26 protein-coding genes are annotated in these 24672 nt (G+C 69.7%); 14 read left to right on the top strand and 12 right to left on the bottom strand.

The annotated features are described in order from the left end of the window. Nucleotides 1-7: 7 nt before the first annotated feature. Genes MB828_RS10305 through rplI form a run of 3 tightly spaced genes read left to right on the top strand, consistent with a single transcriptional unit; the run spans nt 8 to nt 1365 of the window. A complete protein-coding gene (locus MB828_RS10305) occupies nt 8-604 on the top strand; it encodes a single-stranded DNA-binding protein (RefSeq protein WP_301647899.1) in 597 nt (198 codons plus the stop codon). Between the two features lie 59 nt (nt 605-663). Beyond that, on the top strand, nt 664-900 hold the full coding sequence (rpsR, locus tag MB828_RS10300; RefSeq protein ID WP_006381652.1) for a 30S ribosomal protein S18: 237 nt from the start codon (nt 664-666) through the stop codon (nt 898-900). A gap of 18 nt (nt 901-918) precedes the next feature. Next, nucleotides 919-1365 (top strand): 50S ribosomal protein L9, encoded by a 447-nt coding sequence (gene rplI, locus MB828_RS10295; protein WP_046727591.1) that lies wholly within the window; start codon nt 919-921, stop codon nt 1363-1365. A gap of 125 nt (nt 1366-1490) precedes the next feature. On the opposite strand, the gene MB828_RS10290 is transcribed toward rplI, so the two are convergent. Further along, nucleotides 1491-2828: an MATE family efflux transporter gene (locus tag MB828_RS10290; protein ID WP_301647898.1), complete on the bottom strand. Its 1338-nt coding sequence runs from the start codon at nt 2826-2828 to the stop codon at nt 1491-1493. A gap of 459 nt (nt 2829-3287) precedes the next feature. Here MB828_RS10290 and dnaB point away from each other — a divergent pair, with 459 nt between their 5' ends. Then, on the top strand, nt 3288-4763 hold the full coding sequence (dnaB, locus tag MB828_RS10285; RefSeq protein WP_133023723.1) for a replicative DNA helicase: 1476 nt from the start codon (nt 3288-3290) through the stop codon (nt 4761-4763). Nucleotides 4764-4852: 89 nt separating this feature from the next. Further along, nucleotides 4853-6238 carry a serine hydrolase domain-containing protein gene (locus MB828_RS10280; RefSeq protein WP_301647897.1) on the top strand — a complete coding sequence of 462 codons (1386 nt, stop codon included), beginning with the start codon at nt 4853-4855 and terminating at the stop codon, nt 6236-6238. A gap of 82 nt (nt 6239-6320) precedes the next feature. On the opposite strand, the gene MB828_RS10275 is transcribed toward MB828_RS10280, so the two are convergent. Beyond that, the gene (locus MB828_RS10275) at nt 6321-6773 is read right to left on the bottom strand and encodes a GNAT family N-acetyltransferase (protein WP_301647896.1); all 453 of its coding nucleotides are present in this window, start codon (nt 6771-6773) and stop codon (nt 6321-6323) included. Nucleotides 6774-6782: 9 nt separating this feature from the next. Next, nucleotides 6783-7241, bottom strand: coding sequence for a MarR family winged helix-turn-helix transcriptional regulator (locus tag MB828_RS10270; RefSeq protein ID WP_133023726.1), 459 nt, complete (start codon nt 7239-7241; stop codon nt 6783-6785). 143 nt (nt 7242-7384) lie between these two features. Between MB828_RS10270 and MB828_RS10265 the strand changes: the two genes are divergently transcribed. Together MB828_RS10265 and MB828_RS10260 are read left to right on the top strand one after the other, a co-directional pair. After that, a complete protein-coding gene (locus MB828_RS10265; RefSeq protein ID WP_301647895.1) occupies nt 7385-8593 on the top strand; it encodes an MFS transporter in 1209 nt (402 codons plus the stop codon). A gap of 105 nt (nt 8594-8698) precedes the next feature. Beyond that, nucleotides 8699-9118, top strand: a complete 420-nt coding sequence (locus MB828_RS10260) for a GlcG/HbpS family heme-binding protein (protein ID WP_301647894.1) — start codon at nt 8699-8701, stop codon at nt 9116-9118. 84 nt (nt 9119-9202) lie between these two features. On the opposite strand, the gene MB828_RS10255 is transcribed toward MB828_RS10260, so the two are convergent. Then, nucleotides 9203-10069 (bottom strand): GNAT family N-acetyltransferase, encoded by an 867-nt coding sequence (locus MB828_RS10255; protein ID WP_301647893.1) that lies wholly within the window; start codon nt 10067-10069, stop codon nt 9203-9205. A gap of 167 nt (nt 10070-10236) precedes the next feature. Here MB828_RS10255 and MB828_RS10250 point away from each other — a divergent pair, with 167 nt between their 5' ends. Both MB828_RS10250 and MB828_RS10245 read left to right on the top strand, forming a co-directional pair. Continuing rightward, a complete protein-coding gene (locus MB828_RS10250) occupies nt 10237-10863 on the top strand; it encodes an HAD family hydrolase (protein ID WP_301647892.1) in 627 nt (208 codons plus the stop codon). A 309-nt stretch (nt 10864-11172) separates the two neighbouring features. Beyond that, nucleotides 11173-12453 (top strand): globin domain-containing protein, encoded by a 1281-nt coding sequence (locus MB828_RS10245; RefSeq protein ID WP_301647891.1) that lies wholly within the window; start codon nt 11173-11175, stop codon nt 12451-12453. Between the two features lie 4 nt (nt 12454-12457). Here the strand turns inward: MB828_RS10245 and MB828_RS10240 are convergent, their stop codons facing one another. From MB828_RS10240 to MB828_RS10220, 5 genes are all read right to left on the bottom strand, one after another. Continuing rightward, nucleotides 12458-12940 (bottom strand): NUDIX domain-containing protein, encoded by a 483-nt coding sequence (locus MB828_RS10240; protein ID WP_046727581.1) that lies wholly within the window; start codon nt 12938-12940, stop codon nt 12458-12460. A gap of 84 nt (nt 12941-13024) precedes the next feature. Then, nucleotides 13025-13930: a LysR family transcriptional regulator gene (locus MB828_RS10235; RefSeq protein ID WP_301647890.1), complete on the bottom strand. Its 906-nt coding sequence runs from the start codon at nt 13928-13930 to the stop codon at nt 13025-13027. 230 nt (nt 13931-14160) lie between these two features. After that, nucleotides 14161-15309: a cystathionine gamma-lyase gene (locus tag MB828_RS10230; RefSeq protein WP_301647889.1), complete on the bottom strand. Its 1149-nt coding sequence runs from the start codon at nt 15307-15309 to the stop codon at nt 14161-14163. Beyond that, entirely contained in the window at nt 15306-15797 is a 492-nt protein-coding gene (locus tag MB828_RS10225; RefSeq protein WP_301647888.1) for a low molecular weight protein-tyrosine-phosphatase, read from the bottom strand. The genes MB828_RS10230 and MB828_RS10225 overlap by 4 nt, the downstream gene beginning before the upstream one ends. A 7-nt stretch (nt 15798-15804) precedes the next feature. Then, the gene (locus tag MB828_RS10220; protein ID WP_133023735.1) at nt 15805-16182 is read right to left on the bottom strand and encodes a phage holin family protein; all 378 of its coding nucleotides are present in this window, start codon (nt 16180-16182) and stop codon (nt 15805-15807) included. Between the two features lie 59 nt (nt 16183-16241). Here MB828_RS10220 and MB828_RS10215 point away from each other — a divergent pair, with 59 nt between their 5' ends. The 4 genes from MB828_RS10215 (at nt 16242) to MB828_RS10200 (ending at nt 18473) form a co-directional block, all read left to right on the top strand. Then, nucleotides 16242-16559, top strand: a complete 318-nt coding sequence (locus tag MB828_RS10215) for a cupin domain-containing protein (RefSeq protein ID WP_046727576.1) — start codon at nt 16242-16244, stop codon at nt 16557-16559. Nucleotides 16560-16722: 163 nt separating this feature from the next. Then, nucleotides 16723-16935 carry a DUF5326 family protein gene (locus MB828_RS10210; RefSeq protein WP_301647887.1) on the top strand — a complete coding sequence of 71 codons (213 nt, stop codon included), beginning with the start codon at nt 16723-16725 and terminating at the stop codon, nt 16933-16935. A 275-nt stretch (nt 16936-17210) separates the two neighbouring features. Further along, nucleotides 17211-17936 carry a helix-turn-helix domain-containing protein gene (locus tag MB828_RS10205; protein WP_133023961.1) on the top strand — a complete coding sequence of 242 codons (726 nt, stop codon included), beginning with the start codon at nt 17211-17213 and terminating at the stop codon, nt 17934-17936. Between the two features lie 99 nt (nt 17937-18035). Beyond that, entirely contained in the window at nt 18036-18473 is a 438-nt protein-coding gene (locus MB828_RS10200; RefSeq protein ID WP_046727573.1) for an SsgA family sporulation/cell division regulator, read from the top strand. 147 nt (nt 18474-18620) lie between these two features. Here the strand turns inward: MB828_RS10200 and MB828_RS10195 are convergent, their stop codons facing one another. Then, the gene (locus tag MB828_RS10195) at nt 18621-20219 is read right to left on the bottom strand and encodes a YibE/F family protein (protein ID WP_301647885.1); all 1599 of its coding nucleotides are present in this window, start codon (nt 20217-20219) and stop codon (nt 18621-18623) included. Between the two features lie 241 nt (nt 20220-20460). Here MB828_RS10195 and thiC point away from each other — a divergent pair, with 241 nt between their 5' ends. Then, nucleotides 20461-22281 carry a phosphomethylpyrimidine synthase ThiC gene (gene thiC, locus MB828_RS10190; RefSeq protein WP_301647884.1) on the top strand — a complete coding sequence of 607 codons (1821 nt, stop codon included), beginning with the start codon at nt 20461-20463 and terminating at the stop codon, nt 22279-22281. 128 nt (nt 22282-22409) lie between these two features. Here the strand turns inward: thiC and MB828_RS10185 are convergent, their stop codons facing one another. Further along, nucleotides 22410-23279, bottom strand: coding sequence for a hypothetical protein (locus MB828_RS10185; protein WP_301647883.1), 870 nt, complete (start codon nt 23277-23279; stop codon nt 22410-22412). Nucleotides 23280-23460: 181 nt separating this feature from the next. Then, nucleotides 23461-24549 carry a metallophosphoesterase gene (locus tag MB828_RS10180; protein WP_301647882.1) on the bottom strand — a complete coding sequence of 363 codons (1089 nt, stop codon included), beginning with the start codon at nt 24547-24549 and terminating at the stop codon, nt 23461-23463. Nucleotides 24550-24672: the final 123 nt, after the last annotated feature.

The raw sequence follows: 24672 nt of genomic DNA, 5'->3' as shown, positions 1-24672 counted from the left end.
TTCCCCCATGGCAGGCGAGACCGTCATCACGGTCGTCGGCAATCTTGTCGACGACCCCGAGCTGCGCTTCACCCCGTCCGGTGCGGCGGTCGCGAAGTTCCGCGTCGCGTCCACTCCCCGCACCTTCGACCGCCAGACGAACGAGTGGAAGGACGGCGAGAGCCTCTTCCTCACCTGCTCGGTCTGGCGGCAGGCGGCGGAGAACGTCGCCGAGTCGCTCCAGCGAGGCATGCGCGTCATCGTGCAGGGCCGGCTGAAGCAGCGGTCCTACGAGGACCGTGAGGGTGTCAAGCGCACGGTCTACGAGCTGGACGTCGAGGAAGTCGGCGCCAGCCTGCGGAACGCCACGGCCAAGGTCACCAAGACCGCCGCCGGTGGCGGTGGCCGCGGTGGCCAGGGCGGTTACGGCGGCGGTGGCGGCCAGGGTGGCGGCGGCTGGGGCGGTGGCTCCGGCGGCGGCCAGCAGGGCGGCGCTCCCAACGACGACCCCTGGGCCTCCAGCGCTCCCGCCGGTGGCGGCAACCAGGGTGGCGGCGGCTGGGGCGGTGGCTCCGGCGGCAGCGGCGGCAGCGGCGGCGGCTACTCGGACGAGCCCCCCTTCTAGGCCCTCGGGCCGAGGCGCGGGGCACACCCCAAACTTCTTGATCACACAGGAGAAACACCATGGCGAAGCCGCCTGTGCGCAAGCCTAAGAAGAAGGTCTGCGCTTTCTGCAAGGACAAGGTCCAGTACGTGGACTACAAGGACACGAACATGCTGCGGAAGTTCATTTCCGACCGCGGCAAGATCCGTGCCCGCCGCGTGACCGGCAACTGCACGCAGCACCAGCGTGACGTCGCCACGGCCGTCAAGAACAGCCGTGAGATGGCGCTGCTGCCCTACACCTCCACTGCGCGCTAAGGGAAGGGTGACCGACTAATGAAGATCATCCTGACCCATGAGGTCTCTGGCCTCGGTGCCGCCGGCGACGTCGTCGACGTCAAGGACGGCTACGCCCGCAACTACCTGATCCCGCGGAAGTTCGCGATCCGCTGGACCAAGGGTGGCGAGAAGGACGTCGAGCAGATCCGTCGTGCTCGCAAGATCCACGAGATCCAGACCATCGAGCAGGCCAACCAGGTGAAGGCCCAGCTCGAGGGCGTCAAGGTCCGTCTGGCCGTCCGTGCCGGCGACGCCGGTCGCCTCTTCGGTTCCGTCACCCAGGCCGACATCGCTTCGGCGATCAAGGCTGCCGGTGGCCCCGAGGTCGACAAGCGTCGCATCGAGGTCGCCTCGGCGATCAAGACGCTGGGCGCCCACGAGACGTCCGTCCGTCTGCACCCCGAGGTTGCCGCCAAGGTCAACATCGAGGTCGTCGCGGCCTGACGCTGCGCTCTGCTTGAGCGGTAGCTGAAAGGGGCCGCACCCGTCATGGGTGCGGCCCCTTTTGTTTCACGTGAAACGCGACAGCTTGGGCTGTTTCACGTGAAACAGGCGATGGGGCGTGCCGCTCAGCGCGTCGCGCCCGTGACGATCCAGCGGCCTGAGCGTGCCCGAAGCCACAGGGTCGTCAGCCGTACGGCCATCATCAACGTCATGGCTGCCCAGAGGGCGGTGAGCCCACCGCCGAGGGCGGGGACCAAAAGCGCCACGGGCGTGAAGACGGCGAGGGTGACGACCATGGCCCCAGCGAGGTACGGACCGTCTCCGGCGCCCATCAGAACGCCGTCCAGGACGAAGACCACACCGGAGATCGGCTGTGAGAGCGCGACGATGAGGAGCGCGGGCAGTGCGGTCTCTTTGACGGTGGGATCGCTCGTGAAGAGCGGGAGGAACAGCGGCCGGGCGGCCACCACCAGCAGACCCAGCACCACACCGGCGGCGATGCCCCACTGGACCATGCGCCGGCAGGCCGCGCGGGCACCGGCGGCGTCCTCCGCACCGAGGTAGCGGCCGATGATGGCCTGTCCGGCGATGGCGATCGCGTCCAGGGCGAAGGCCAGCAGGCTCCACAGGGACAACACGATCTGGTGGGCCGCGATGTCGGCGTCACCCAGCCGGGCCGCCACGGCTGTGGCGATCATCAGGATGGCCCGCAGCGAGAGCGTCCGGACGAGCAGGGGCAGGCCGGCCTGCGCCGAGGTCCGGATGCCGGCGGCATCGGGGCGCAGAGAAGCCCCGTGCTTGCGGGCGCCGCGCACGACGACGGTCAGATAGACGGCTGCCATGGCGCACTGGGCGATGACTGTGCCCCAGGCGGAGCCGGCGATGCCCAGTCCGGCGCCGTAGACGAGTGCCACGTTGAGTCCGGCGTTGGCGACGAAGCCCGCGACGGCGACGTACAGCGGGGTCCGGGTGTCCTGGAGGCCGCGCAGGACACCGGTGGCGGCGAGAACGACCAGCATGGCCGGGATACCGAGCGAGGAGATCCGCAGGTAGGTGGTCGCGTAGGGAGCCGCAGTGGCTGAGGCGCCGAAGACGTCCACGATGCCGGGGGCGAGGGGCAGGACCAGGGCGATCACCGCGGCGCCGAGCAGCAGTGCCAGCCAGATGCCGTCCATGCCCTGGCGGATGGCGGCTGGGAGATCACCGGAGCCGACCCGGCGGGCGACCGCGGCCGTGGTGGCGTAGGCCAGGAAGACGAAGACGCTCACCGCGGTGGTGAGGAGGGCTGAGGCGACCCCGAGGCCGGCGAGTTGTGCGGTGCCGAGATGGCCGACGATCGCGCTGTCCGCCATCACGAAAAGCGGCTCGGCGACGAGCGCACCGAAGGCCGGGACGGCGAGGGCGACGATCTCTCGGTCGTGCTGCCGACGGGTGGCCTGGGGGATCGCGGGAGCCTGAGGCATGGACGCTAATCTAATCGTCCACAGGTAAGAGATGCAATCGAGCACTGCCCCTTACTGACAGTTGTGTGCGCCACGCTTTCGCGCGCTGTTCGAAGCGATCTTGGTCCGACTGGGAAAGTTTTTCTTCTGCACAGCCGGTGGACGGGAAAGGGGCAGGTCAGGGCAGGTTGCTCGGAAGGATCGAGGGCTTGTTCACAGGGCTGTCCACCGCGTCGTGCACAGGTTTTGGGGGGTTCTCCACAGCATACGGGCGGTCGTCCACATGGCCTGTGGATAACCAGATTGGCTGACGGTGCCCGCGGGCCTAACGTGGTCCGGCACCCGCTCCTTGTCACGGCCCCGGAAACCTCACGAAACCGACGTGGTCAGAACCGGAATGGGGCGACCTAGTTGTCAGTGCCGTGCCGTAGAAAAGAGGGCATGGCGAGGTCCGCCGGGCGGACGGGAGGAGGTGGCTCGGTGAGCATTTCCGAGCCCTTGGACGATCCGTGGGCCGACGCCGGTCCCAGTGATCGTCTGCCCGCCTCCCGCCGACGCGGCGAGGGCGGCCGCGGCCGGGACGACCGGCACGACCGGGGCCGGGACAGCGGCGACTGGGAGGGCTCGGGCGCCACCTTCGAGCGGATCCCCCCGCAGGACCTGGACGCCGAGCAGTCCGTGCTCGGCGGCATGCTGCTCTCCAAGGACGCCATCGCCGACGTCGTCGAGATCCTCAAGGGCCACGACTTCTACAAGCCCGCACACGAGACGATCTACCAGGCGATCCTCGACGTCTACGCCAAGGGCGAGCCGGCCGACCCCATCACCATCGCGGCCGAGCTGACCAAGCGCGGCGAGATCAACAAGGTCGGCGGTGCCGCGTACCTGCACACCCTCGTCCAGACGGTGCCGACGGCGGCGAACGCCGAGTACTACGCGGAGATCGTCCACGAACGGGCGGTGCTGCGCCGCCTGGTCGAGGCCGGTACGCGCATCACGCAGATGGGATACGCGGCCGACGGCGACATCGACGAGATCGTCAACAGTGCCCAGGCCGAGATCTACGCCGTCACCGAGCAGCGGACCAGCGAGGACTACCTGCCGCTCGGCGACATCATGGAGGGCGCCCTCGACGAGATCGAGGCGATCGGCTCCCGCACCGGCGAGATGACTGGTGTACCCACCGGCTTCACGGACCTGGACTCGCTCACCAACGGGCTGCACCCGGGACAGATGATCGTCATCGCCGCCCGTCCCGCGATGGGCAAGTCCACCCTCGCCCTGGACTTCGCGAGGGCCGCGTCGATCAAGAACAACCTGCCCAGCGTCATCTTCTCCCTCGAGATGGGCCGCAACGAGATCGCGATGCGCCTGCTGTCCGCCGAGGCCCGGGTGGCCCTGCACCACATGCGCTCCGGCACCATGACCGACGACGACTGGACCCGGCTCGCCCGCCGGATGCCGGATGTCTCCGCCGCGCCGCTATACATCGACGACTCGCCGAACCTGTCGATGATGGAGATCCGCGCCAAGTGCCGTCGGCTCAAGCAGCGCAACGACATCAAGCTCGTGATCATCGACTACCTCCAGCTGATGCAGTCCGGCGGCAAGCGCTCCGAGAGCCGTCAGCAGGAGGTCTCGGACATGTCCCGTAACCTCAAGCTGCTGGCGAAGGAGCTGGAGGTCCCGGTGATCGCGCTCTCCCAGCTGAACCGTGGTCCCGAGCAGCGCACGGACAAGAAGCCGATGGTGTCCGACCTGCGTGAGTCCGGCTCCATCGAGCAGGACGCCGACATGGTCATCCTGCTCCACCGTGAGGACGCCTACGAGAAGGAGTCGCCGCGCGCGGGCGAGGCGGACATCATCGTCGGCAAGCACCGTAACGGCCCGACCGCGACGATCACCGTGGCCTTCCAGGGCCACTACTCCCGCTTCGTGGACATGGCAGGGACCTGATCGTTGCCGGTGGGTTCGACTGAGGGGCCGACGGGCCCGTGCCGTGAAATGAACTCGACGCCGGTCCGTGCACCGGGTGGACTGGGCGCATGACGACATTCCAGGAAGAGCTGCTCCCCGCCACCCGGCGGGCCCTGCTGCATCGGATCGCCGTGGCGCAGGCCGAAGGCAGGGCCCCGTCGCTGGTGGCCGCGGTCGTACGAGGCGGCCGGGCCGTCTGGCACGGGGCGCGGACCTCGGTGGACGGGCACGGTCCCGACGAGAACGTGCAGTACCGGATCGGCTCCATCACCAAGACGTTCACCGCCGTCCTGGTGCTCCGGCTGCGTGACGAAGGGCTGCTGGACCTCGGTGACCCGCTGGAGAAGCACCTGCCCGGCACCGGGGCGGGGGAGGCGACGATCGCCGAACTCCTGGCGCACACCGCCGGGTTGGCGGCCGAGTCACCGGCGCCCTGGTGGGAGCGGACCCCGGGCTCGCTGCGGCCGGAGCTGAGCGACGTCCTCGGCGAGCAGCCCTTCCTGCATCCCGTCGGGCGCCGGCACCACTACTCCAACCCCGGCTACACCCTGCTCGGCGCGCTGGTCGAGGAACTCCGCGGTGCCCCCTGGGAGGAGGTCCTGCGGCGGGAGGTGCTGGAGCCCCTGGGCCTCGACCGCACGAGCGGAGAGCCGCAGGCGCCGCACGCGGGTGGCTGGGCGGTGCATCCCTGGGCCGACGTCATGCTCCCGGAGCCGCTGGAGGACCTCGGCCGGATGGCGCCCGCGGGGCAACTCTGGTCGACCACCGGAGACCTGGCCCGCTTCGCCGTCTTCCTGGTGGCCGGCGACGACCGGGTGCTGAGCGCCGAGTCCCTGCGTGAGATGCGGACCCCGGCGGCGCCCGCCGAGCCCGCCGACGTACTGGACGGCAGCACCTACGGTCTCGGCCTGCAGATCCAGCGCCGTGACGGCAGGCTGCTCGTCGGGCACGGCGGCTCGCTGCCCGGCTTCCTGGCCAGCCTCACCATCAGCGTGGACGACGACGTGGCGGCCGTGGTGCTGACGAACTGCACCTCCGGCCCGCTGGTCTCCGCCGTCGGTGCCGACCTCGTCCGTATCGTCGCGGAGGCCGAGCCGCGCATCCCCGAGCCCTGGCGGCCGCTGGGCCAAGTCGATCCGGCCGTGCTGGAGTTGGCGGGGCAGTGGTACTGGGGCACGCACCCCTTCGTGCTGCGGGTGGCGGCCGACGGTCTGGTCTCGCTGGGCCCGCTCTCGGGCACCGGCCGGCGGGCCCGTTTCCGGGCCAACGGCGACGGCACCTGGACCGGCCTGGAGGGCTACTACGCCGGAGAGCTTCTACGGCCCCTGCGGCGGCCGGACGGCACGCTCGACCACCTGGACCTCGGATCGTTCGTGTTCACGCGTCAGCCGTACGACGAGACGTCCTCCGTGCCCGGTGGGGTGGACCCGGAGGGGTGGCGGGGAATCGGCTAGCCGAGAACGGACCGGGGTGGTGTTTCACGTGAAACACCACCCCGGTCCGTTCTCGGCGACATCGTCCGTGCCTCCGCGATGCTCAGATCTCCAGCTTGAAGCCCACGTGCGAGGCGGTGAAACCGAGCCGTTCGTAGAAACGGTGGGCGTCGGTGCGTGAACCGTCCGACGTCAGCTGCACCAACCGGCAGCCCTGACGGCGGGATTCTTCGATCGCCCACTCGATGAAACGGCTGCCCAGTCCGCTGCCGCGTTCGTCGGCGTGGATCCGTACCCCCTCGATGACCGAGCGGGTGGCGCCGCGCCGTGACAGACCGGGAATGATCGTGAGCTGGAGTGTGCCGACGACACGGCCCTCGCGTACGGCGACGACCAGGTGCTGGTTGGGGTCGGCGCTGAGGCGCTCCAGTGCGCTCAGGTAGGGCGCGAGGTCGTCCGGCGACTCCCGCGCGGCGCCGAGCGGGTCGTCGGCGAGCATGCCGACAACGGCCGGGATGTCGTCGGCTTCGGCGGCGCGTATCTCTAGATCACCCATGGCCGCAGCCTATGCGGGCACGCTCAGCGACTCCACGACCTGGACCAGGGGAGCCAGTTCCGGGTTCCTGGCCGCCGCGTCGAGGGCTTCGCGCAGCGCTGTGTCATTGGTGGGGCGGGCCTCTTCGAGCAGGCGCAGCCCGGCTTCGGTGACGTTGGTGTAGATGCCCCGCCGGTCGGTCGGGCAGAGGTAGCGCTCCAGGAGGCCGCGGTCCTCCAGCCGGGTCACCAGCCGGGTGGTCGCGCTCTGGCTGAGTACGACCGCGTCGGCGACCTGCTTCATCTGGAGATGTCCGCCCTCGTCGTCGTGCTGTCTGCTGAGGACGTCGAGCAGGGAGTACTCGCGCACGCTCAGGTCGTGCTTCGCCTGAAGAGCGCGTTCGATATGGGCCTCGATCCTCCCGTGCAGCAAGGAGAGGGCGCACCAGCCCTGGGCGAGGGCGGTCAGTGCGGGGTCCGTGGCAGTCATGGGGGCGTTTCCTCCGTCCCGGAGCGGGTGAACCCAGGATAGAGCAGGTTCGCAATATCCCTCGGTTGCATATAGCCAGCGTCTGCAACTATTGTGGACGCACGTTAAGCGCACCTGCAATCGTCTGGGAAGGTTCTATCCCCATGCCTCTCGCGCTTCTGGCCCTCGCGATCGGGGCCTTCGGAATCGGAACGACCGAGTTCGTGATCATGGGCCTGCTGCCCGAGGTCGCGGGCGACTTCGGGGTCTCCATCCCCACAGCCGGGCTCCTGGTGACCGGCTATGCCCTCGGTGTGGTGATCGGTGCCCCGCTGATGACCGTCCTCGGCACCAAGGTCCCGCGCAAGCGGATGCTGATGCTGCTGATGGGACTGTTCATCGCCGGCAACCTGCTGTCGGCCGTGGCCCCCGTCTTCGCCGTCATGCTGATCGGCCGCGTGGTCGCCTCCCTCGCCCACGGCGCGTTCTTCGGCATCGGCTCGGTGGTGGCTGCCGAACTGGTCGCCCCGAGCAAGAAGGCAGGTGCCATCGCGATGATGTTCACCGGCCTCACCGTCGCCAACGTGATCGGCGTCCCCCTAGGCACCCTCGTGGGCCAGCACGTCGGCTGGCGCGTCACGTTCGCAGTCGTCGCCGCTCTCGGTGTCGTCGGCCTGGCGGGTATCGCCAAGCTGGTGCCCGAACTGCCCAAGCCGGCGGGCGTGCACCTGCGGCACGAACTGGCCGCCTTCAAGAACGCCCAGGTTCTGCTCGCCATGGCGATGACCGTGCTCGGTTTCGGCGGTGTCTTCGCGGCCATCACCTACATCGCCCCGATGATGACCCATGTCGCCGGCTTCGCGGACGGCTCCGTCACCTGGCTACTCGTCCTCTTCGGCCTCGGCATGGTCGGCGGCAACCTCGTCGGCGGCAGGTTCGCCGACCGCGCCCTGATGCCCATGCTGTACGTGTCCCTGGGCGCCCTCGCCGTCGTCCTCGCCCTCTTCACGCTGACCGCGCACAACAAGATCGCGGCCGCCGTGACCGTGGCCCTGATCGGTGCCCTGGGCTTCGCCACCGTGCCGCCGCTCCAGAAGCGCGTCCTCGACCAGGCACACGGCGCACCCACCCTGGCCTCGGCCGTGAACATCGGCGCCTTCAACCTCGGCAACGCGCTCTCCGCCTGGCTCGGCGGCATCGTCATCGCCGCCGGTTACGGCTACACCTCCCCGAACTGGGTCGGCGCCGCCCTCGCCGCGGCCGCCCTCGTCCTCGCTTTCCTGTCGGCCGCGCTGGAGCGCCGCGACACCGCCCCGGCCGCCGTGACCGCCGACGGCGCACCCGCCCGGCAGCACGAGCCGGTCCACCACTGACTCACGGTCCACCACTGAGTTCCGGCCCACCACTGAGTCCCGGTCCGGCGCCGCACGCGACCCACTCCGTTTCCACCTCAGCGACACCCCTTGGAGAACCACCTCATGAGCACCACCACCATCGCCCCGCTCACCATCCAGGACGCCGAGCTGCTGATCGCCGAGGCCCGGCGTGCCGCCGAGACCGCCGGTGTCACCGTCAGCGTCACCGTCCTGGACGCCGGAGGGCATCTGCTGGCCTTCCGCCGGGACGACCGCGCGGTGCTGATCTCCGGCGAGACCAGCACCCGCAAGGCGTACACCGCGCTTCAGCTGAACACCGCGACCGCCGACCTCGTCGACGCCGTTCAGCCCGGCGGTCTCTTCCACACCCTGCCGACGGCGCTCGACCGGCCGCTGCTCTTCATCGCCGGCGGTGTCCCGGTCCAGCGCGACGGCAGGCTGATCGGCGCGATCGGCGTCGGCGGCGGTGCTCCCGACCAGGACCACGGCTTCGCCATCACCGCCGTGAAGGCACTGGTCTGACCGCACGCACGGCCGGACGGCACCACGGCCCAGTACAGAACGCCGGTTCCCTTGGGAGCCGGCGTTCGCTGTACGGAGAAGCTCTCAGCCGGCCGCCACTGTCAGCGGCGCGAACCGCCGTGTCCAGTCGCCCGGCAGCTCCGTGATGCCGTACGTCATGACGGCGTTCATGGCGACCGAGGCCAGTCCGCGCTCCTTCGCCCACGCCAGCAGCTCTTCGTGCCGGGCGTCGACATCGGTTCGCAGCCGCCGGTCGGTGTGCGCGGCGAGCGAGGCGATGAGGGACTTCGCCGTCTCCGTGTCACGCGCGATCAGCGGTCCGACGACATGGGTGTCCATGTTCGGCCAGGCGGCCGCGTAACCCACGATCCGGTCTCCGTCCACGGCCACGCGCAGCTGATCCGAGAACGCGGGCAGCCGTGTGACGAGCGGGGTGCGATCGGTGCCGAACACCTCCGCGTCCAGCCGGAGGACGGCGCCCAGATCCTCGGCCGTGGCCGCCCGGGTCGTCACCCGGGGTTCCGGTCCGCCCGGAGTGAAGTGCCCGGCCAGCATTTCCGAGCGCCCTGTGGTCTTGAACCCCAGCTCCTCGTAGAGCGGACGGCCGTACGGCGTCGCGTACAGGGTCAGGGGGGTCGTCACCATCACCGAGAGAACGTGCCGCATGAGGCGGCGCCCGATGCCCTGACGGGCATGCCGTTCGGCGACCAGGACCATGCCGATCGCACCGAGATCAGGGCGTTCTCCCGGGCCGTACTCCGTCACGACGCAGGCGGCGACCAGGCCACCGCCGGGGTCGTCGATGCCGTATCCCTGTCCGGCCGTCAGCAGGAGGCGCCACTTGTGTTCCTCGCGAGGCCACCCCCGGTCCTCGGACAGGTCCGCGCAGGCGGTGAGATCGCGTGGCGTCAGTCGGCGAATGGGCAGAGCGGTGACGGAAGGTGTTGGCACGCAGGTCAGGCTGGCCGACCGGCGCCCCCCGCGTCCACCTGTTTCAAGGGAGACGCACGTGCTTTTGGCCATGCCGTAGCCCCGAGCACAGACCCTGGACAGATACCGGGTGTTTCACGTGAAACAACGCAGGACGGCCGTCGGCTGTGTGCGACTAGCCTCGGCCCATGACGCGACTCCACCTTTTCGATCTCGACGGCACTCTGCTGCACGGCACCTCCGCACCCGTCGAGATATCCCGTCAACTCGGCCTGGAAGCCCAGACGACGGAGCTCGACCGGGCGATCGTCGCAGGTCTGATCGACCCGCCGGACTATGCGGCGGCGGTGCACGCCCTCTGGGCCGAACTCACCGAAGCGCATGTGGCGGCCGCATTCGACGGTGCGCCGTGGCTGGCCCGCATCCGGGACGTCTGGGCCGAGATCAGGAACACGGGGGACTACTGCGCGGTGATCTCGCTCTCGCCCTCGTTCTTCGTGGAGCGCTTGCTGGACTGGGGAGCCCACGCGGCCTTCGGATCACGCTTTCCGGCGGTGCCGTTCGTGGAACCGGTGAACCCGGCCGGAATACTCACGGCAGCGGCCAAGATGATCATCGCGGACCGTCTGTGTGAGCAGTTCGGGGTCGATCGTGCGGACTGTGTCGCATACGGCGATTCGATGTCGGACAGGGACTTGTTCGCCGCGGTTCCGGTGTCCGTGGCGGTCAACGCGGACGGACATCTGGCCGGTCTCGCGACGTACTCCTATACGGGTCTGGATCTGTGGGATGCCTACGAATTGGCCTGTGAGTAAAGGTAGTTGAGGGAAGCGGTGGTACGCCCGTTGCCTGATTGGGGAGGGATGCGGAGGGTACTTGTGCGCCGGGCGGTGGCCGGTAGTGTCGAGTCCGGTCCAGGGTGGCGGCGGGGTGTCCACCGGGATCAAATGCGGCTCATGTCACACTCTCGCCTTACTTGTCCGTAGACGTGGGGACCACGGGTTCAATGGGGCCCTGCCGGCCTCGGGCCTGACCAGGAGGGGCCGGCCGTCGACGGGGGAACGCAAGCACCTTCCGAGTGAGGTGCGCAGACCGACCGCAAGATGTTCGAGGTGAGGCACACCATGGACGCTCCGACCACCACGTCGACGGGCGACGACGGGGCAGGCGGAGGCGGCTGGTTCACACCGCTCCACGGCAGCCCTCCGGGCGACCCCTCCGCCGGGTCGCCGGTCGTGGTGCCGGATGACGTGCGGGAGGCACCCGGGCACCACGTCCCGCCGCGGCAGGACGCCTCTCCGGACGCGGTCCGCGTGCGCGCCACCATGGCGGAGATACGTCCGATCGCGGACAAGGTCACCTCGTACTTCTACGCGCTGCTCTTCGTCCGCCATCCCGAGCTGCGTTCGCTCTTCCCGGCCGCCATGGACACCCAGCGCGACCGGCTGCTGAAGGCGCTGCTCACGGCCGCCGAGCACATCGACAACCCGCCCGTCCTGGCCGAGTACCTCCGGAACCTGGGCCGCGGGCACCGCAGGTACGGCACCCACGCGGAGCACTACCCGGCCGTCGGCGAGTGCCTCATCGGCGCGCTGAGCAGGTACGCCTCGACCAGCTGGGACCCCGGCACGGAGGCGGCCTGGGTACGGACGTACACGACGATGTCCCAGGTGATGATCGACGCCGCGGCCACGGACGCGCTGCGGGCGCCGGCCTGGTGGCACGCACAGGTCGTCAGGCACGAGCTCAGGACCGCGGACGTCGCGGTGCTCACGCTCCGCCCGGACCAGCCGTACCCCTTCCTCGCCGGGCAGTACGCAGGCATGGAGACTCCCTGGTGGCCGCGGGTCTGGCGGCACTACTCCTTCGCCTCCGCGCCCCGCCCGGACGGACTGCTCACGTTCCATGTGAAGGCCGTCCCGGCGGGCTGGGTCTCCAACGCCCTGGTGCACCGCGCCCGCCCCGGTGACGTGGTCCGCCTCGGGCCGCCCGTCGGCTCGATGACCGTCGACCACACCAAGGACCACGGACTCCTCTGCCTGGGTGGCGGTACCGGCATCGCACCCATCAGGGCGCTGGTCGAGGACGTCGCCGAACGCGGCTCCCACCGCCCGGTCGAGGTGTTCTACGGCGCCCGGACCGACCAGGACCTGTACGACATCGACACCCTGCTCAGGCTCGAGCAGAACCATCCCTGGCTCGCGGTGCGCGCGGTCGTCGACCGGCAGGCACGCGTCCAGCTGCCCGACGCCCTACGCGGGCACGGCCCGTGGCACGGGTACGACGCCTATGTCTCGGGCCCGCCCGGCATGATCCGCAACGGCGTCCACGCCCTCCGGGAGGCCGGCGTCCCCGCCCACCGGATACGGCACGACTCGGTCGAGGAACCGTTCGTCATCCCCTGAGCCGTCACCCGAGGTCGGGGGCGTGCATGGCCCGGACACCCTCGATGTTGCCGTCCAGGTAGTGCCGCAGCGACAGCGGTACGAGGTGCACGGAGGCGATCCCGACCCGGGTGAAGGGGACCCGGACGATCTCGTACTCGCCCGCGGGCTCCTCGATCTCGGGGCCGTGCCGCAGCGCGGGGTCCATGGACTCCAGCCGGCAGACGAAGAAGTGCTGCACCTTCACACCGGTCGCGCTGCCGCTGTCCCCTATGTGTTCCACGGTGTCCACGAAGCAGGGCACGACGTCGGTGATCTTGGCGCCGAGCTCCTCGTCCACCTCGCGGTGCAGGGCGTCGACGACGGTGCTGTCCTCCGGTTCGACCCCGCCACCGGGGGTGACCCAGTAGGGATCGACACCGGGCTTGGTGCGCTTGATCAGAATCAGGTCATCGCCGTCGAGGAGAACGGCACGAGCGGTGCGCTTGACCACGGGTCGGACGGTCATGGGAGAAATGTGGCCCAGCTGGTTCCACGTGAAACATCGTGGGGCGCCATCGGGTCGCCGTACCCGTGAACCCGGGAAACCCGCTCAGGCCCAGCCCACCGCCGCGTGCCGGAGCCATTCGTGCGCCCGCGCCACATGGGGCATGGCGAGTGTGCCGGTGCGCACCACCAGGAAGTACGTCCGCAGGGGAGGCACCGCGGGATCGTGCAGGGCCGTCACCTCACCGCGTTCCAGGGCGGCCGCGCACAGATAGCGGGGCAGGACGGCGAGGCCGGCGCCCGCGATCGTGCACGCGAGGACCGCGCGCAGATCCGGCACCACGACCGTGCCGGAGGCGGCCGGCCGGGCGTCGAAGACGGAACCCCAGTAGCGGGAGACGAAGGGCAGCGACTCATGGACCTCGACCACGGGCAGGTACTCCAGGGCGGGCGCACCCTTGTCTCCCACCGTCCCGGTGCCGATCTCCTCGGCCCAGCGCGGAGCGGCGACCAGCACATGCTCCTCGTCGCAGAGCGCGGTGGCGGTGAGCAGCGCGCCGCGTGGCCGGATCGTACTGATGGCCAGGTCGTGGTGTCCGGCGGACAGTCCCTCCAGGGTCTCCTCGGCGTTTCCGAAGGAGGCGCGCAGCGCGAAGCCCTGGCCGTCCTCGCCGGCGAGCTCCGTGAGGGCGGGCAGAGCGCGTTCGGCGGTGAACTCGGGCGGGCCGGCCAGATGCAGGGTGCGGACCGAGAGGTCGTCTTCGAGGCCGCGCTCCGTGATCTCCACGAGGGCGTCGAGGTGCGGAGCGGCCTTGTGGGCGAGTTCGTCACCGATGGTCGTGGGAGTCACACCACGGGCCTGGCGCAGGAAGAGCGGGCGGCCCAGCTGCCGTTCCAGGGTCCGGATCTGGGAGGTCACGGCCGGCTGCGAGAGGCCGAGCAGGGCGGCGGCACGGGTGAAGGAGCCGGCCCGGTGCACGGTCACGAAGGTGCGCAGCAAGGCCAGATCCATCGCACGCCCTCCCGTTCGCCCTGCCTCGTCTCCCGGCTCTGGACAGGTCCACAACTATAAATAAGTCGATAGGTCTCTGCCGCTACAGTGATTGGACACTGACGCAGAGTCAACTAGCCTTGGTCGCGCGGTTCTTGGCGCGCGAGAACCGGGGCGGTCCGAGCCACGAGGGGGGAGGCTCGGACCGTCCGTCATGCGTAGCCGGAACCGCGCCGGTGTCCGTAATCCGGTCACCGGGCCGACTCGTCGAGTGCGCGCAGCACATCGGCCACCAGGTCCTCGGGGTCCTCGGCTCCCACCGACAGCCGGATGAAGCCCTCCGGCACGTCGTCCCCACCCCAGCGCCGGCGCCGCTCGGCCGTGGAGCGCACCCCGCCGAAGCTCGTCGCGTCGTCGACCAGCCGAAGGGACTGGAGGAACCGCTCGGCACGCGCGCGCGAGGGCAGCGTGAACGAGATCACCGAGCCGTAGCGGCGCATCTGCTGCGAGGCGATCTTGTACGCGGGATCGTCGGTCAGCCCCGGATGGCGCAGCCCGGTCACCTCGGGCCGCGCGCGCAGCGTCTCGGCGAGCAGCAGGGCGGTCGCGTTCTGCCGGTCCACCCGCAACTGGAGAGTCGCGAGGGAGCGGTGCGCCAGCCAGGCCTCCATCGGACCGGCGATCGCACCGATGATCTTGCGCCAGCGGCGTACGGCGGCCATGGCCTCCGCGTCCCGCCCGACGACGTACCCCAGCAGGACATCCCCGTGCCCGGTGAGCTGCTTGGTGCCGCTGGCGACGGAGAAGTCGGCGCCCAGCGCCAGCGGCCGCTGGCCGAGCGGGGTGGCGAGGGTGTTGTCGACGGCGACGAGGGCACCGCGCGCGTGCGCCGCCCCCGCGAGCCGGCGGATGTCGCACACGTCGAGCCCCGGGTTGCAGGGGGACTCGATCAGAAGCAGCCTCGCCCCGTCCAGGACGTCGAGCTGGGCGTCGCCGGCGGTCGGCGCGGTGCGCACCTCGATGCCGTACGCCTCCAGCTGGGCGCGGATCAGGGGCAGCACCTGGTAGCCGTCGGAGGGCAGGACGACCGTGTCCCCGGCACGCAGCTGGGAGAAGAGCACCGCCGAGATCGCGGCCACGCCGGAGGCGAACACCAGCGTCTCGACGTCCTCGCCGGGCGCCTCCAGCTCCCCGACGGCCCGCTCGAGGTGCGTCCAGGTCGGGTTCTCGTCCCGCCCGTAGGCGTACGGGCCGCTCACCTCGCCCGGCAGGTGGAAGTGCGCGGCGAACACCGGCCCGGGCAGGGTCGGCTCGTTCTTGACCGGCTCGGGCAGTCCCGCGCGCACCGCGCGCGTGCCCTCGCCCTGCACGGAACCGGCGTCGAAGCCCGAGTCGCTCATACGGCCGTTCCCTCCACTTCGTCGCGTACGGCGGCGAGCAGCCCCTCGCTCGCCCTCTCCACCATCTCAAGACACTCCTCGAAGCCGTCCAGAGCGCCGTAGTACGGATCCGGTACGTCGAGGTCGTCGCCCGCCGCAGGGTCGTAGGAGCGCAGCAGCCGGATCTTGCGCGCGTCCTCCTCGGTGGGGGCCAGGCGGCGCAGGGCCTTGAGGTGCCCGGAGTCGAGCGCGATCACCAGGTCGAGGCGGGTGAACCAGGACGCCTGGAACTGGCGGGCGGTGTGGGCGCTGTCGTAACCGTGCTCCTCGAGGACGCGGACGGCACGGGGGTCGGCCCCGTCGCCCTCGTGCCAGCCGCCGGTACCGGCGCTGTCGGCCGCCACCCGGTCGTCGAGCCCGGCCTCGGCGGCGCGGGCACGGAAGACGGCTTCGGCCATCGGGGAACGGCAGATGTTGCCGGTGCAGACGAAGCAGACGCGGTAGGTCATCGGGCGCTCAGTCCGAGTCGGGAAGGATCATGTTCAGGGCCCAGGACACGATCGAGATGATCAGGCCGCCCAGCACGGCCGTCCAGAACCCCTCCACGTGGAAGCTCAGGTCGAGCTTGTCGCACACCCACGACGTCAGCAGCAGCATCAGCGCGTTGACCACCAGGGTGATCAGGCCGAGCGTGAGGATGAACAACGGGAAGGTCAGGATCTGCACGATCGGCTTGACCACGAAGTTCACCAGGCCGAAGACCAGGGCGACCAGGATCAGCGTCCAGACCTTCTTGGTGGTGCTGTCGCCGGTGAGGGTGATCTTGTCGAGCAGCCATACGGCGACCGCCAGGGCGCCCGCGTTGGCGATCGTCTTGACTACGAAATTCTTCATGTGTCTGATCGTGACAGACGAGATCGAACGCACGTAGAGAGGCGAGGGCGACAACGGCGATGAAGGCATTCCGGCTGGACGAACTGGAGGCGGAGCGCGCCGCCAACGACGGTGCCTACCTGCAGTTCCTGCGTGAGCGGAACATGTCGGTCGGCCTCTACGCCCTGGACGCGGGCGAGCGGGACCCACAGCAGCCGCACAACCAGGACGAGGTCTACTTCGTCGTCAGCGGACGCGCCTCCATCACCGTCGGCCTGGAGACCACCCAGGTCGCGCGGGGCAGCGTGGTGTACGTGCCGGCCGGGGTGGCCCACAAGTTCCATCACATCAGCGAGGACCTGCGGGTCCTGGTCGTCTTCTCTCCGCCTGAGGCCTGACGCCGGCTCTCGGGGTTCCCTAGGGGGCGGATCAGGGGAGGACAAGGGATCCGGGACCCCCGAACGGCCCCCTCGCGGCTCTAGCATCGAGTGCAGGACATCGCATCGTGCGGGACGCACGAGACATACGTGCCGAGCGCACGAGAAAGCTGAGGACTGGGCAATGCGAGAGATCTTCACGGGTCTGCCGTGGTGGGTGAAGTGGATCGCGGTGCCGGTCATCGCGCTGGTGGTGTTCGGCGGTCTGATCGGCGCGATCGTCGGTTTCCTGGCCTACCTGCTCTTCAAGCTGCTGATCTTCGTGGCGCTGGTCGGCGGACTGATCTACATCGTGCGGAAGTTCATGTCGAACTCCACGTCGAAGAGCGACTGGTGAGGACCGAGGGAATCGGTGACCGGTAACAGGAATCGCCGGTTCCCTCGGGCGAGGGAAGTTTCCCCCAACGGGCCGACCGGAGGCGGCGACAGACGGTTAGAGTCGCTGACCCCCTCGCGCTCCGGGAGCGACTCTTGGCCACGCTTGACGCCACCTCTGCACCCACGGAACACCGCCCACCCCCCGCCCAACGCAGTTCCAGCACACCCCCCGTGCAGCGGCCGCCCGCCCAGGCCGACTCCGCACAGCCGCACTCGGCCACCCTCATCGGCTCCGTGCAACGCGCCATGCGCCTGCTGGAGTGCGTCGCCGGACACGAACACGGCGCGCCCGCCAAGCAACTGGCCCGCGAGACCGGGCTCGCCCTGCCCACCGCCTACCACCTGCTGCGCACCCTCGTGCACGAGGGCTATCTGCACCGCGACAAAGGGCTGTTCTTCCTCGGCGAGGCCGCCGAACGGCTGAGCAGCAGCGGAGCGCAGCAGAAACGTCGCAGCGCGGTTGTCGACACCCTCGCCCGCTGGCGCGATTCCATCGGCGTGCCGGTCTACTACGCGATGTACCGGGACGGCGAGATCGAGGTCAGGTGCGTCTCCGACTCCCCGGGCAGCCCGGCGGTCGAGGAGTGGGCGGACTTCCGTGAGACCGGCCACGCCCACGCCATCGGCCGCTGTCTGCTCTCCCAACTGGACGAGGACGCCCGCCGCGACCATCTCGACCGGTACCCCGTCCAGGCGCTCACTCCGTACACGGTGCGTGACAGCCACGCGCTGCTGCGCCGGCTGGAGCGCACCCGGCGGATGGAGCCGGTGGTGGAGCGCCAGGAGTACGCGCTCGGGACGGTGTGCGCGGCGATTCCCATCACGGTCGGCGCCACGGCCGCCACGATGGCCATCTCCCTCCCCCTGCACCAGGCCGACCGACTGCTGCCCGCGGTGCGGGAGTTGCAAGCCGAGGTCGGACGTCATCTGGGCTCCCTGGCCATCGCTATCAGTATCTGAAAACTCACTCCTTGTGATCTCTCGTGTACGTTGAGCAAGATTTGACCATCATTGAAGGGGTAAATCCCGGCCAGTCGGCGTCATATGACGGGGTAGACGATGCGCGAGTCCGTACAAGCAGAAGTCATGATGAGCTTTCTCGTCTCGGAGGAGCTCTCCTTCCGCATCCCCGTGGAGTTGCGCTACGAGACCTGTGATCCGTATGCCGTACGGCTCACCTTCCATCTGCCCGGGGACGCACCGGTGACCTGGGCCTTCGGCCGTGAGCTGCTGATCGACGGGGTGGGCCGGCCGTGCGGCGAGGGCGACGTGCACATCGCGCCCGCCGACACCGAGGTGCTGGGCGAGGTGCTGATCCGGCTTCAGGTCGGTGGTGACCAGGCGATGTTCCGGTCCTCGGCGCCCCCGTTGGTGGCTTTCCTCGACCGTACGGACAAGCTGGTGCCGCTCGGCCAGGAAGGCGCGCTCGCCGATTTCGACGCCCATCTGGACGAGGCCCTGGACCGCATCCTCGCCGAGGAGCAGAGCACCGGCTGAAGCGTTACGGCACCGGGGGCGAGCCGCACGGCCCGAGCCGGGCGAGGACTGGCAGGAACGCTTCTGCGAGCCCCTGTGGGCCCCTGTCGGCCCTCGCCGAGCCCTGGGAAGCCCTGGAAGCGCTCTTCGGTGGGTCCCCGGTGCCCCTCAGTGCTTCCGGCGTCGCCCGCGGCCGCCACGCGCCGAAGCGTCCCCCGCCGCGACCGCCGCCGTGCCCGGCCGGTCGGCCGACACCACCAGGGCTGCCAGCAGCGTGGTGACCGGCACGGAAGCGACCAGGCCGATCGAGCCGACCAGGGTGCGCACGATCTCCTCGGCCACCAACTCGCTGTTGGCGACCGTCGTCACGCTGCTCTGCGCGATCGAGAAGAGCAGTAGCAGCGGCAGCGCCGCGCCCGCGTAGGCCAGCACGAGGGTGTTGACGACGGAGGCGATGTGGTCGCGGCCGATACGGATGCCCGCCCGGTACAGCCCGCGCCAGCCCATCGTCGGGTTGGCCTCGTGCAGTTCCCAGACGGCCGACGTCTGGGTCACCGTCACGTCGTCCAGGACACCCAGCGAGCCGATGATGACGCCGGCCAGCAGCAGACCGCTCATGTCGATCGACGGGTACAGACCATGGATGAGGCCGGTGTTGTCGTCGGTGTTGCCGGTGAGCGCGGCCCAGTCGATGAACTCCGAACCGAGAAGGCCGATCAGGCACAGCGAGACCAGTGTGCCGAGCACCGCCACCGAGGTACGCGCCGACAGGCCGTGGCACATGTACAGGGCGATCAGCATGATCGCGCTTGACCCGACCACCGCCACCAGCAACGGATTCGAGCCCTGCAAAATCGCCGGCAGGATGAACAGGGTCAGCACCATGAAGCTGACGGCCAGCGCCACCAGCGCCATCACACCGCGCAGCCGGCCCACCACCACGACGGCGAACGCGAAGATCCCGGCCAGCAACGCCATGGGGAACTTCCGGTCCACGTCGGTGACCGAGTACTGCAGGTCCTTGGGCGCCGAGGGCTCGTACGCGACGACGACCTTCTCGCCCTGGTGCAACTGCCGTGACTGGTCGGGCTGCACGATCTCGGTGAAGGTGCGGCCCTTGTCCTTGCCGGTGTCGACCCGGACCGTGGCCTTCTTGCAGGTGCCGCCGTCCTCCTCCGCCGCGGAGGTCCCGTCCCCGGTGGAGGCGTCGCCCGTCGTGCCGCCCCCGGAGGCATTGACGGACTTGCAGCTGACCGAGACGACCTTGACGACCGTGGCCGCCTGCGTCTGCCGGTCGAAACCGACGCCGGTGCGCTCGTGCGGCGGGGCCCCACCGGGCCACAGCACCACCAGACCGACCACGACCGCGGCGGTGAAGGGGATGAGGATCGCCGCGATGACCTTGCGCAGATGCTTCGAGACGGGTGCGGCGGGACCGTGGCTGTGCGAGTGCCCGTGCCCGCCACCGGAACCACCGTGACCGTGCCCGTGACCGGGACCCTGTTCCTGATGCCCGGGCCCTCCATGCCCCGGCCCAGGGACCTGCCCATGGCCGTGACCATGACCTTCCCCATGGCCATGACCCTGTCCCTGCCCGTGACCGTGCCCCTGGTCGTGCCCGTGACCGTGCCCCTGATCGTGGCCGTGTTCCTGGTCATGGGCGGCACCGCCACCATGGCCCCCTTGGCCGGGTCCGCCGCCACGGGGCGCGCCGTTGGCGCGCCTTGGGTCAGGGGGCGGATAGGAGGACTGCTGTGTCGTGGTCACCGCCAGATCATCGCAAGAACGGCAGGGGCCCCCTGTTCACCGCGCCCGAATTGACGCTAGCGTGGAGGCACCTTTGCACACGCGGGAGCTCGGAGCACCGGGCTGAGAGGGCGCTGACCTCCGTATTCGCGATGTTTCACGTGGAACGAGTGATGTTTCACAGGAAGCGCCGCCCCACGGAAGCCGCTGCGTCGACCGCCGAACCTGTTACCGGGTAATGCCGGCGTAGGGAGTAGGTCTCATGACCAACAAGGACGCACGCACGCCTGCCCTCAGCCAGGACGAACAGCCCATTGCGGGCGAAACGTCCGAGAGGGCCGGAGAGTCCATCGGCTGGCACAAGGGGTATGTCGAGGGCTCCCGCCCCGACCTGCGAGTGCCGGTCCGTCAGGTGCACCTCACCAACGGGGAGTCGGTCACGCTCTACGACACCTCGGGCCCGTACACCGATCCGCTCGTCGAGACCGACGTCCGCAGGGGCCTGCCCCCGCTGCGGGAGAACTGGATCATCGGCCGCGGCGACACCGAGGAGTACGCGGGCCGTCCCGTCCGTCCCGAGGACGACGGGATCAAGCACACCTCACCGCGCGGCGGTCTGCGCAACCTGGACGCGGTGTTCCCGGGCCGCCCCCGTCAGCCGCGCCGCGGCCGGACCGGTGAGGCGGTCACCCAGCTCGCGTACGCGCGCCGGGGTGAGATCACGCCCGAGATGGAGTACGTGGCCATCCGGGAGAACGTCACGCCGGAGGTCGTCCGTGAGGAGATCGCGGCGGGGCGGGCCGTGCTGCCGGCCAACGTCAACCACCCGGAGATCGAGCCGATGATCATCGGCAAGCGGTTCCTGGTGAAGGTCAACGCCAACATCGGCAACTCGGCGGTGACCTCCTCGATCGAGGAGGAGGTGGAGAAGATGACGTGGGCGACCCGCTGGGGCGCCGACACGGTCATGGACCTCTCCACCGGTCGCAACATCCACACCACCCGTGAGTGGGTGCTGCGCAACTCCCCCGTCCCCATCGGCACGGTGCCGCTCTACCAGGCGCTGGAGAAGGTCGACGGCCGGGCGGAGGAACTGACCTGGGAGATCTACAAGGACACCGTCGTCGAACAGGCCGAGCAGGGCGTGGACTACATGACCGTCCACGCGGGTGTCCGGCTGCCGTTCGTCCCGCTCACGGCGAACCGCAAGACCGGTATCGTCTCGCGCGGCGGCTCGATCATGGCGGCCTGGTGCCTCGCCCACCACAAGGAATCGTTCCTGTACGAGAACTTCGAGGAACTCTGCGAGATCCTCGCCGCCTACGACGTCACGTACTCGCTGGGCGACGGCCTGCGGCCCGGCTCCATCGCGGACGCCAACGACGAGGCCCAGTTCGCGGAGTTGCGGACGCTCGGGGAACTCAACCGGATCGCCAAGCGTTTCAACGTACAGACCATGATCGAAGGCCCGGGCCATGTCCCGATGCACAAGATCAAGGAGAACATCGACCTTCAGCAGGAGATCTGCGATGAAGCTCCGTTCTATACGCTCGGCCCGCTGACCACGGACGTCGCGCCGGCGTACGACCACATCACCTCCGGCATCGGTGCCGCGATGATCGCCTGGTGGGGTACGGCGATGCTCTGCTACGTGACCCCCAAGGAGCACCTCGGCCTGCCCAACCGGGACGACGTCAAGACCGGTGTCATCACCTACAAGATCGCGGCCCACGCGGCGGACCTCGCCAAGGGCCACCCGGGTGCGCAGGAGTGGGACGACGCGCTGTCCGACGCGCGCTTCGAGTTCCGGTGGGAGGACCAGTTCAACCTCGCCCTGGACCCGGACACGGCCCGTGCGTTCCACGACGAGACCCTTCCGGCGGAGCCGGCGAAGACGGCCCACTTCTGCTCCATGTGCGGGCCGAAGTTCTGCTCGATGAAGATCAGTCAGAGCATCACGGAGCGGTTCGGCGGCGCGGCTGCCGAGGGGGCGTCACCCGAGGAGGTCGCGGAGGGGATGCTCCAGAAGTCGAAGGAGTTCGCGGCCAGCGGGAACAGGGTGTACCTGCCGATCGCGGACTGAGAACGGGGTTCACTGCCGCCGGCCAGGCGGGCATCCTCTGACGCTTTTCTGCTTGCCGGCGATCTCAGGGGCCTGTTCGGCTCGGTCGGGTGTCCGGTCCGCGCCCCCGGGTGGGGGCGCAGACCGGGCTATTCCGGCTGGTGTTCCGGGCCTCCGAAGTCCGGGCTGGTGTAGTCCGGGCTGCTGAAGCTCGGGCGGGACGCGGGCGTCGCGCCGTCGTCGGTGCTGAAGGCGGGGCGGTCGTAGCCGAGGCGCGGCATCCGGCCCGCCGGGCCCGACGGGGCCGTGCGGTGCAGTTCGGCCGGGCCCGCGTCGGTGGCCAGCGCTTCCCGCAGGAAGGGCAGGATGCCACGCTCCAGCAGGGCGTCCCGCCAGGCATCCCGGGCCTTGGCCACCTCCCCGCCGGGTTCGCCGTAGGCTCCGGCCTCCAGCGAGGGGCTGTTGCGCAGTGCGGTGAGCAGCAGCCCCGCGCCCGCCATGAGGATGGCGGCCGCGGTCACGGCGCCGAACACCCAGCCGGCGGTGAGCATGGTCTGGGCGAACGCCGGGGCCGGGTCCAGCATCTTCAGGACGTATCCGACGAGCAGGAAGATCGCGGCGGCGGTGCCCGCGAGCACCGGCGCCAGGACCAGGGCGAGGGCGAAGCCGCCCGCGCCGGTGGTCTCGGCGGCCTCGCCGAGGGTGGCGGCGAGCCCCAGCGCGCCGCCCACGGCCGGCTCGGCGGAGTCGGACTGCTGGGCGGGGGCAGGGGTGGACCGCGCGGGATTGCGCAGTTCCTCGCGGACCTTCACGTAGTGCTGGTACTCGGTCGCCGCGGCCGCCGTGATCAGTGCGGTGGCGTTGAGCGCCATGGTGCGCAGCTGTTCGGAGTTCAAATGCCGGCCCATGGGGGCCAGTTCGGGACGGTAAGGGGCGGAGCGCAGCGCCTCATCGAGGATCCGCTCGTATTCCTGGCGGTCCTCGCTGTGCAGGTGCTGCGGAACGCTGTTCATGTGCATCCCCCGATGCTCCGTAGGGCTTGTGGCTCGCACGCCGGCGAACCGTCGGGCAGAAACGGAGGGGAGCCTGCTACGGATAAACCGATGGTAGAGCCGTTAAGGCACGCGGTGACAGGGGGTTGCCCGAAATTGGGGGTGGCCCGCGTGTGACGCCGGAGGGACAGAACAGCGTACAGAACGCTCAGACGTCCAGAGGGAGTTGCCTCACCAGCAGCTTTCCGGCCATGGTCACTCCGCCGTCCATGGCGATGGCGAGGCCGTCCGCGTAGATGTGCGGACCTTCCACAACGGGCCTGGTGCCCTCTTCGTCGTCCTCGGAGCCGACTTCGCCCAGCAGATAGGGAATCGGGCTGTGTCCGTGAACGATGCGGGTGCCGCCGTACGTATCGAGAAGGGAACGGACGGCGTCTGCACCCCCCTCGTCGCGGAAGGAGAAGCGCTTGGTGAACTTACGGAACAGGTCCCAGACCTCGTCCGCGTCATTGCGGGTGATGGTCTCGCGGATCGTGTCGTTGACCGCCTCGATCGAGTCGCCGTAGTCGAGGTAGGCGGTGGTGTCGGAGTGGACCAGCAGATAGCCGTCGACCTCCTCCACCGCGTCCAGGCGCGCCATCCACTGGAGGTGGTGGTCCTGGAGCCGGTCCATGTCGGTCTTCTGGCCGCCGTTGAGCAGCCAGGCCGCCTGGAAGGTGGCGGTGCCCGCCCCGGAGTGGACGGGGGTGTCGCCGAACCTCTTGGCGCCGAGCAGCAGCAGCTCGTGGTTGCCCATGAGGGCCTTGCAGTAACCGCCGGCCGCCGCGGCCTCGGCGGACAGCCGCATCACGAGGTCGATGACGCCGATGCCGTCCGGGCCGCGGTCGGTGAAGTCGCCGAGGAACCACAGGCGGGCGGTGCCCGCGCACCAGCGGCCGTCGGCGTCGACCAGGCCCTGCTCGCGCAGCGCGGTGAGCAGTTCGTCGAAGTAGCCGTGCACGTCTCCGACGACGTACAGCGGGCCGGGGCCGTCCGCGGGCTGCGCGGCCGGGGCGGCGGCCGGTTCGACCGGCATCTGGAGCGTGTCGCCGCGGTTGATCACGGGCAGGTCGCGCTCGGTCGGGGTGTACCCCTCCGGGTAGTCCTCGGGGTACGGCTCGTCGAGCGGCGGGGCGGCCTCGGCGGGATGGGTGCTGTGGGCGTACGGACCGGTCTCGTTGACGTACGCGGGCACCCGGAAGTCGCGCAACGTCGCCGTCCGTTCCGCCTCGGGTCCCTGACCGGCCCCCTGAGTCATCAGACCCCTCCACCATCGCGCCGCAACTGCACCGGTTCGGACTGCCTGGTCGCAGCGGCCCGCGGTGTCGTGGGCCCATCATAGGAATGCCGGTCGCGCCGTGTGATGACCCAGGGGTGGTGA

Origin of the sequence: Streptomyces arenae, assembly GCF_022343545.1 — a bacterium.
In the GTDB taxonomy this organism is placed as follows: domain Bacteria; phylum Actinomycetota; class Actinomycetes; order Streptomycetales; family Streptomycetaceae; genus Streptomyces; species Streptomyces humi.
The sequence above is the reverse complement of the archived record's forward strand: the minus strand, read 5'-3'. Positions and strand labels throughout refer to the sequence as shown.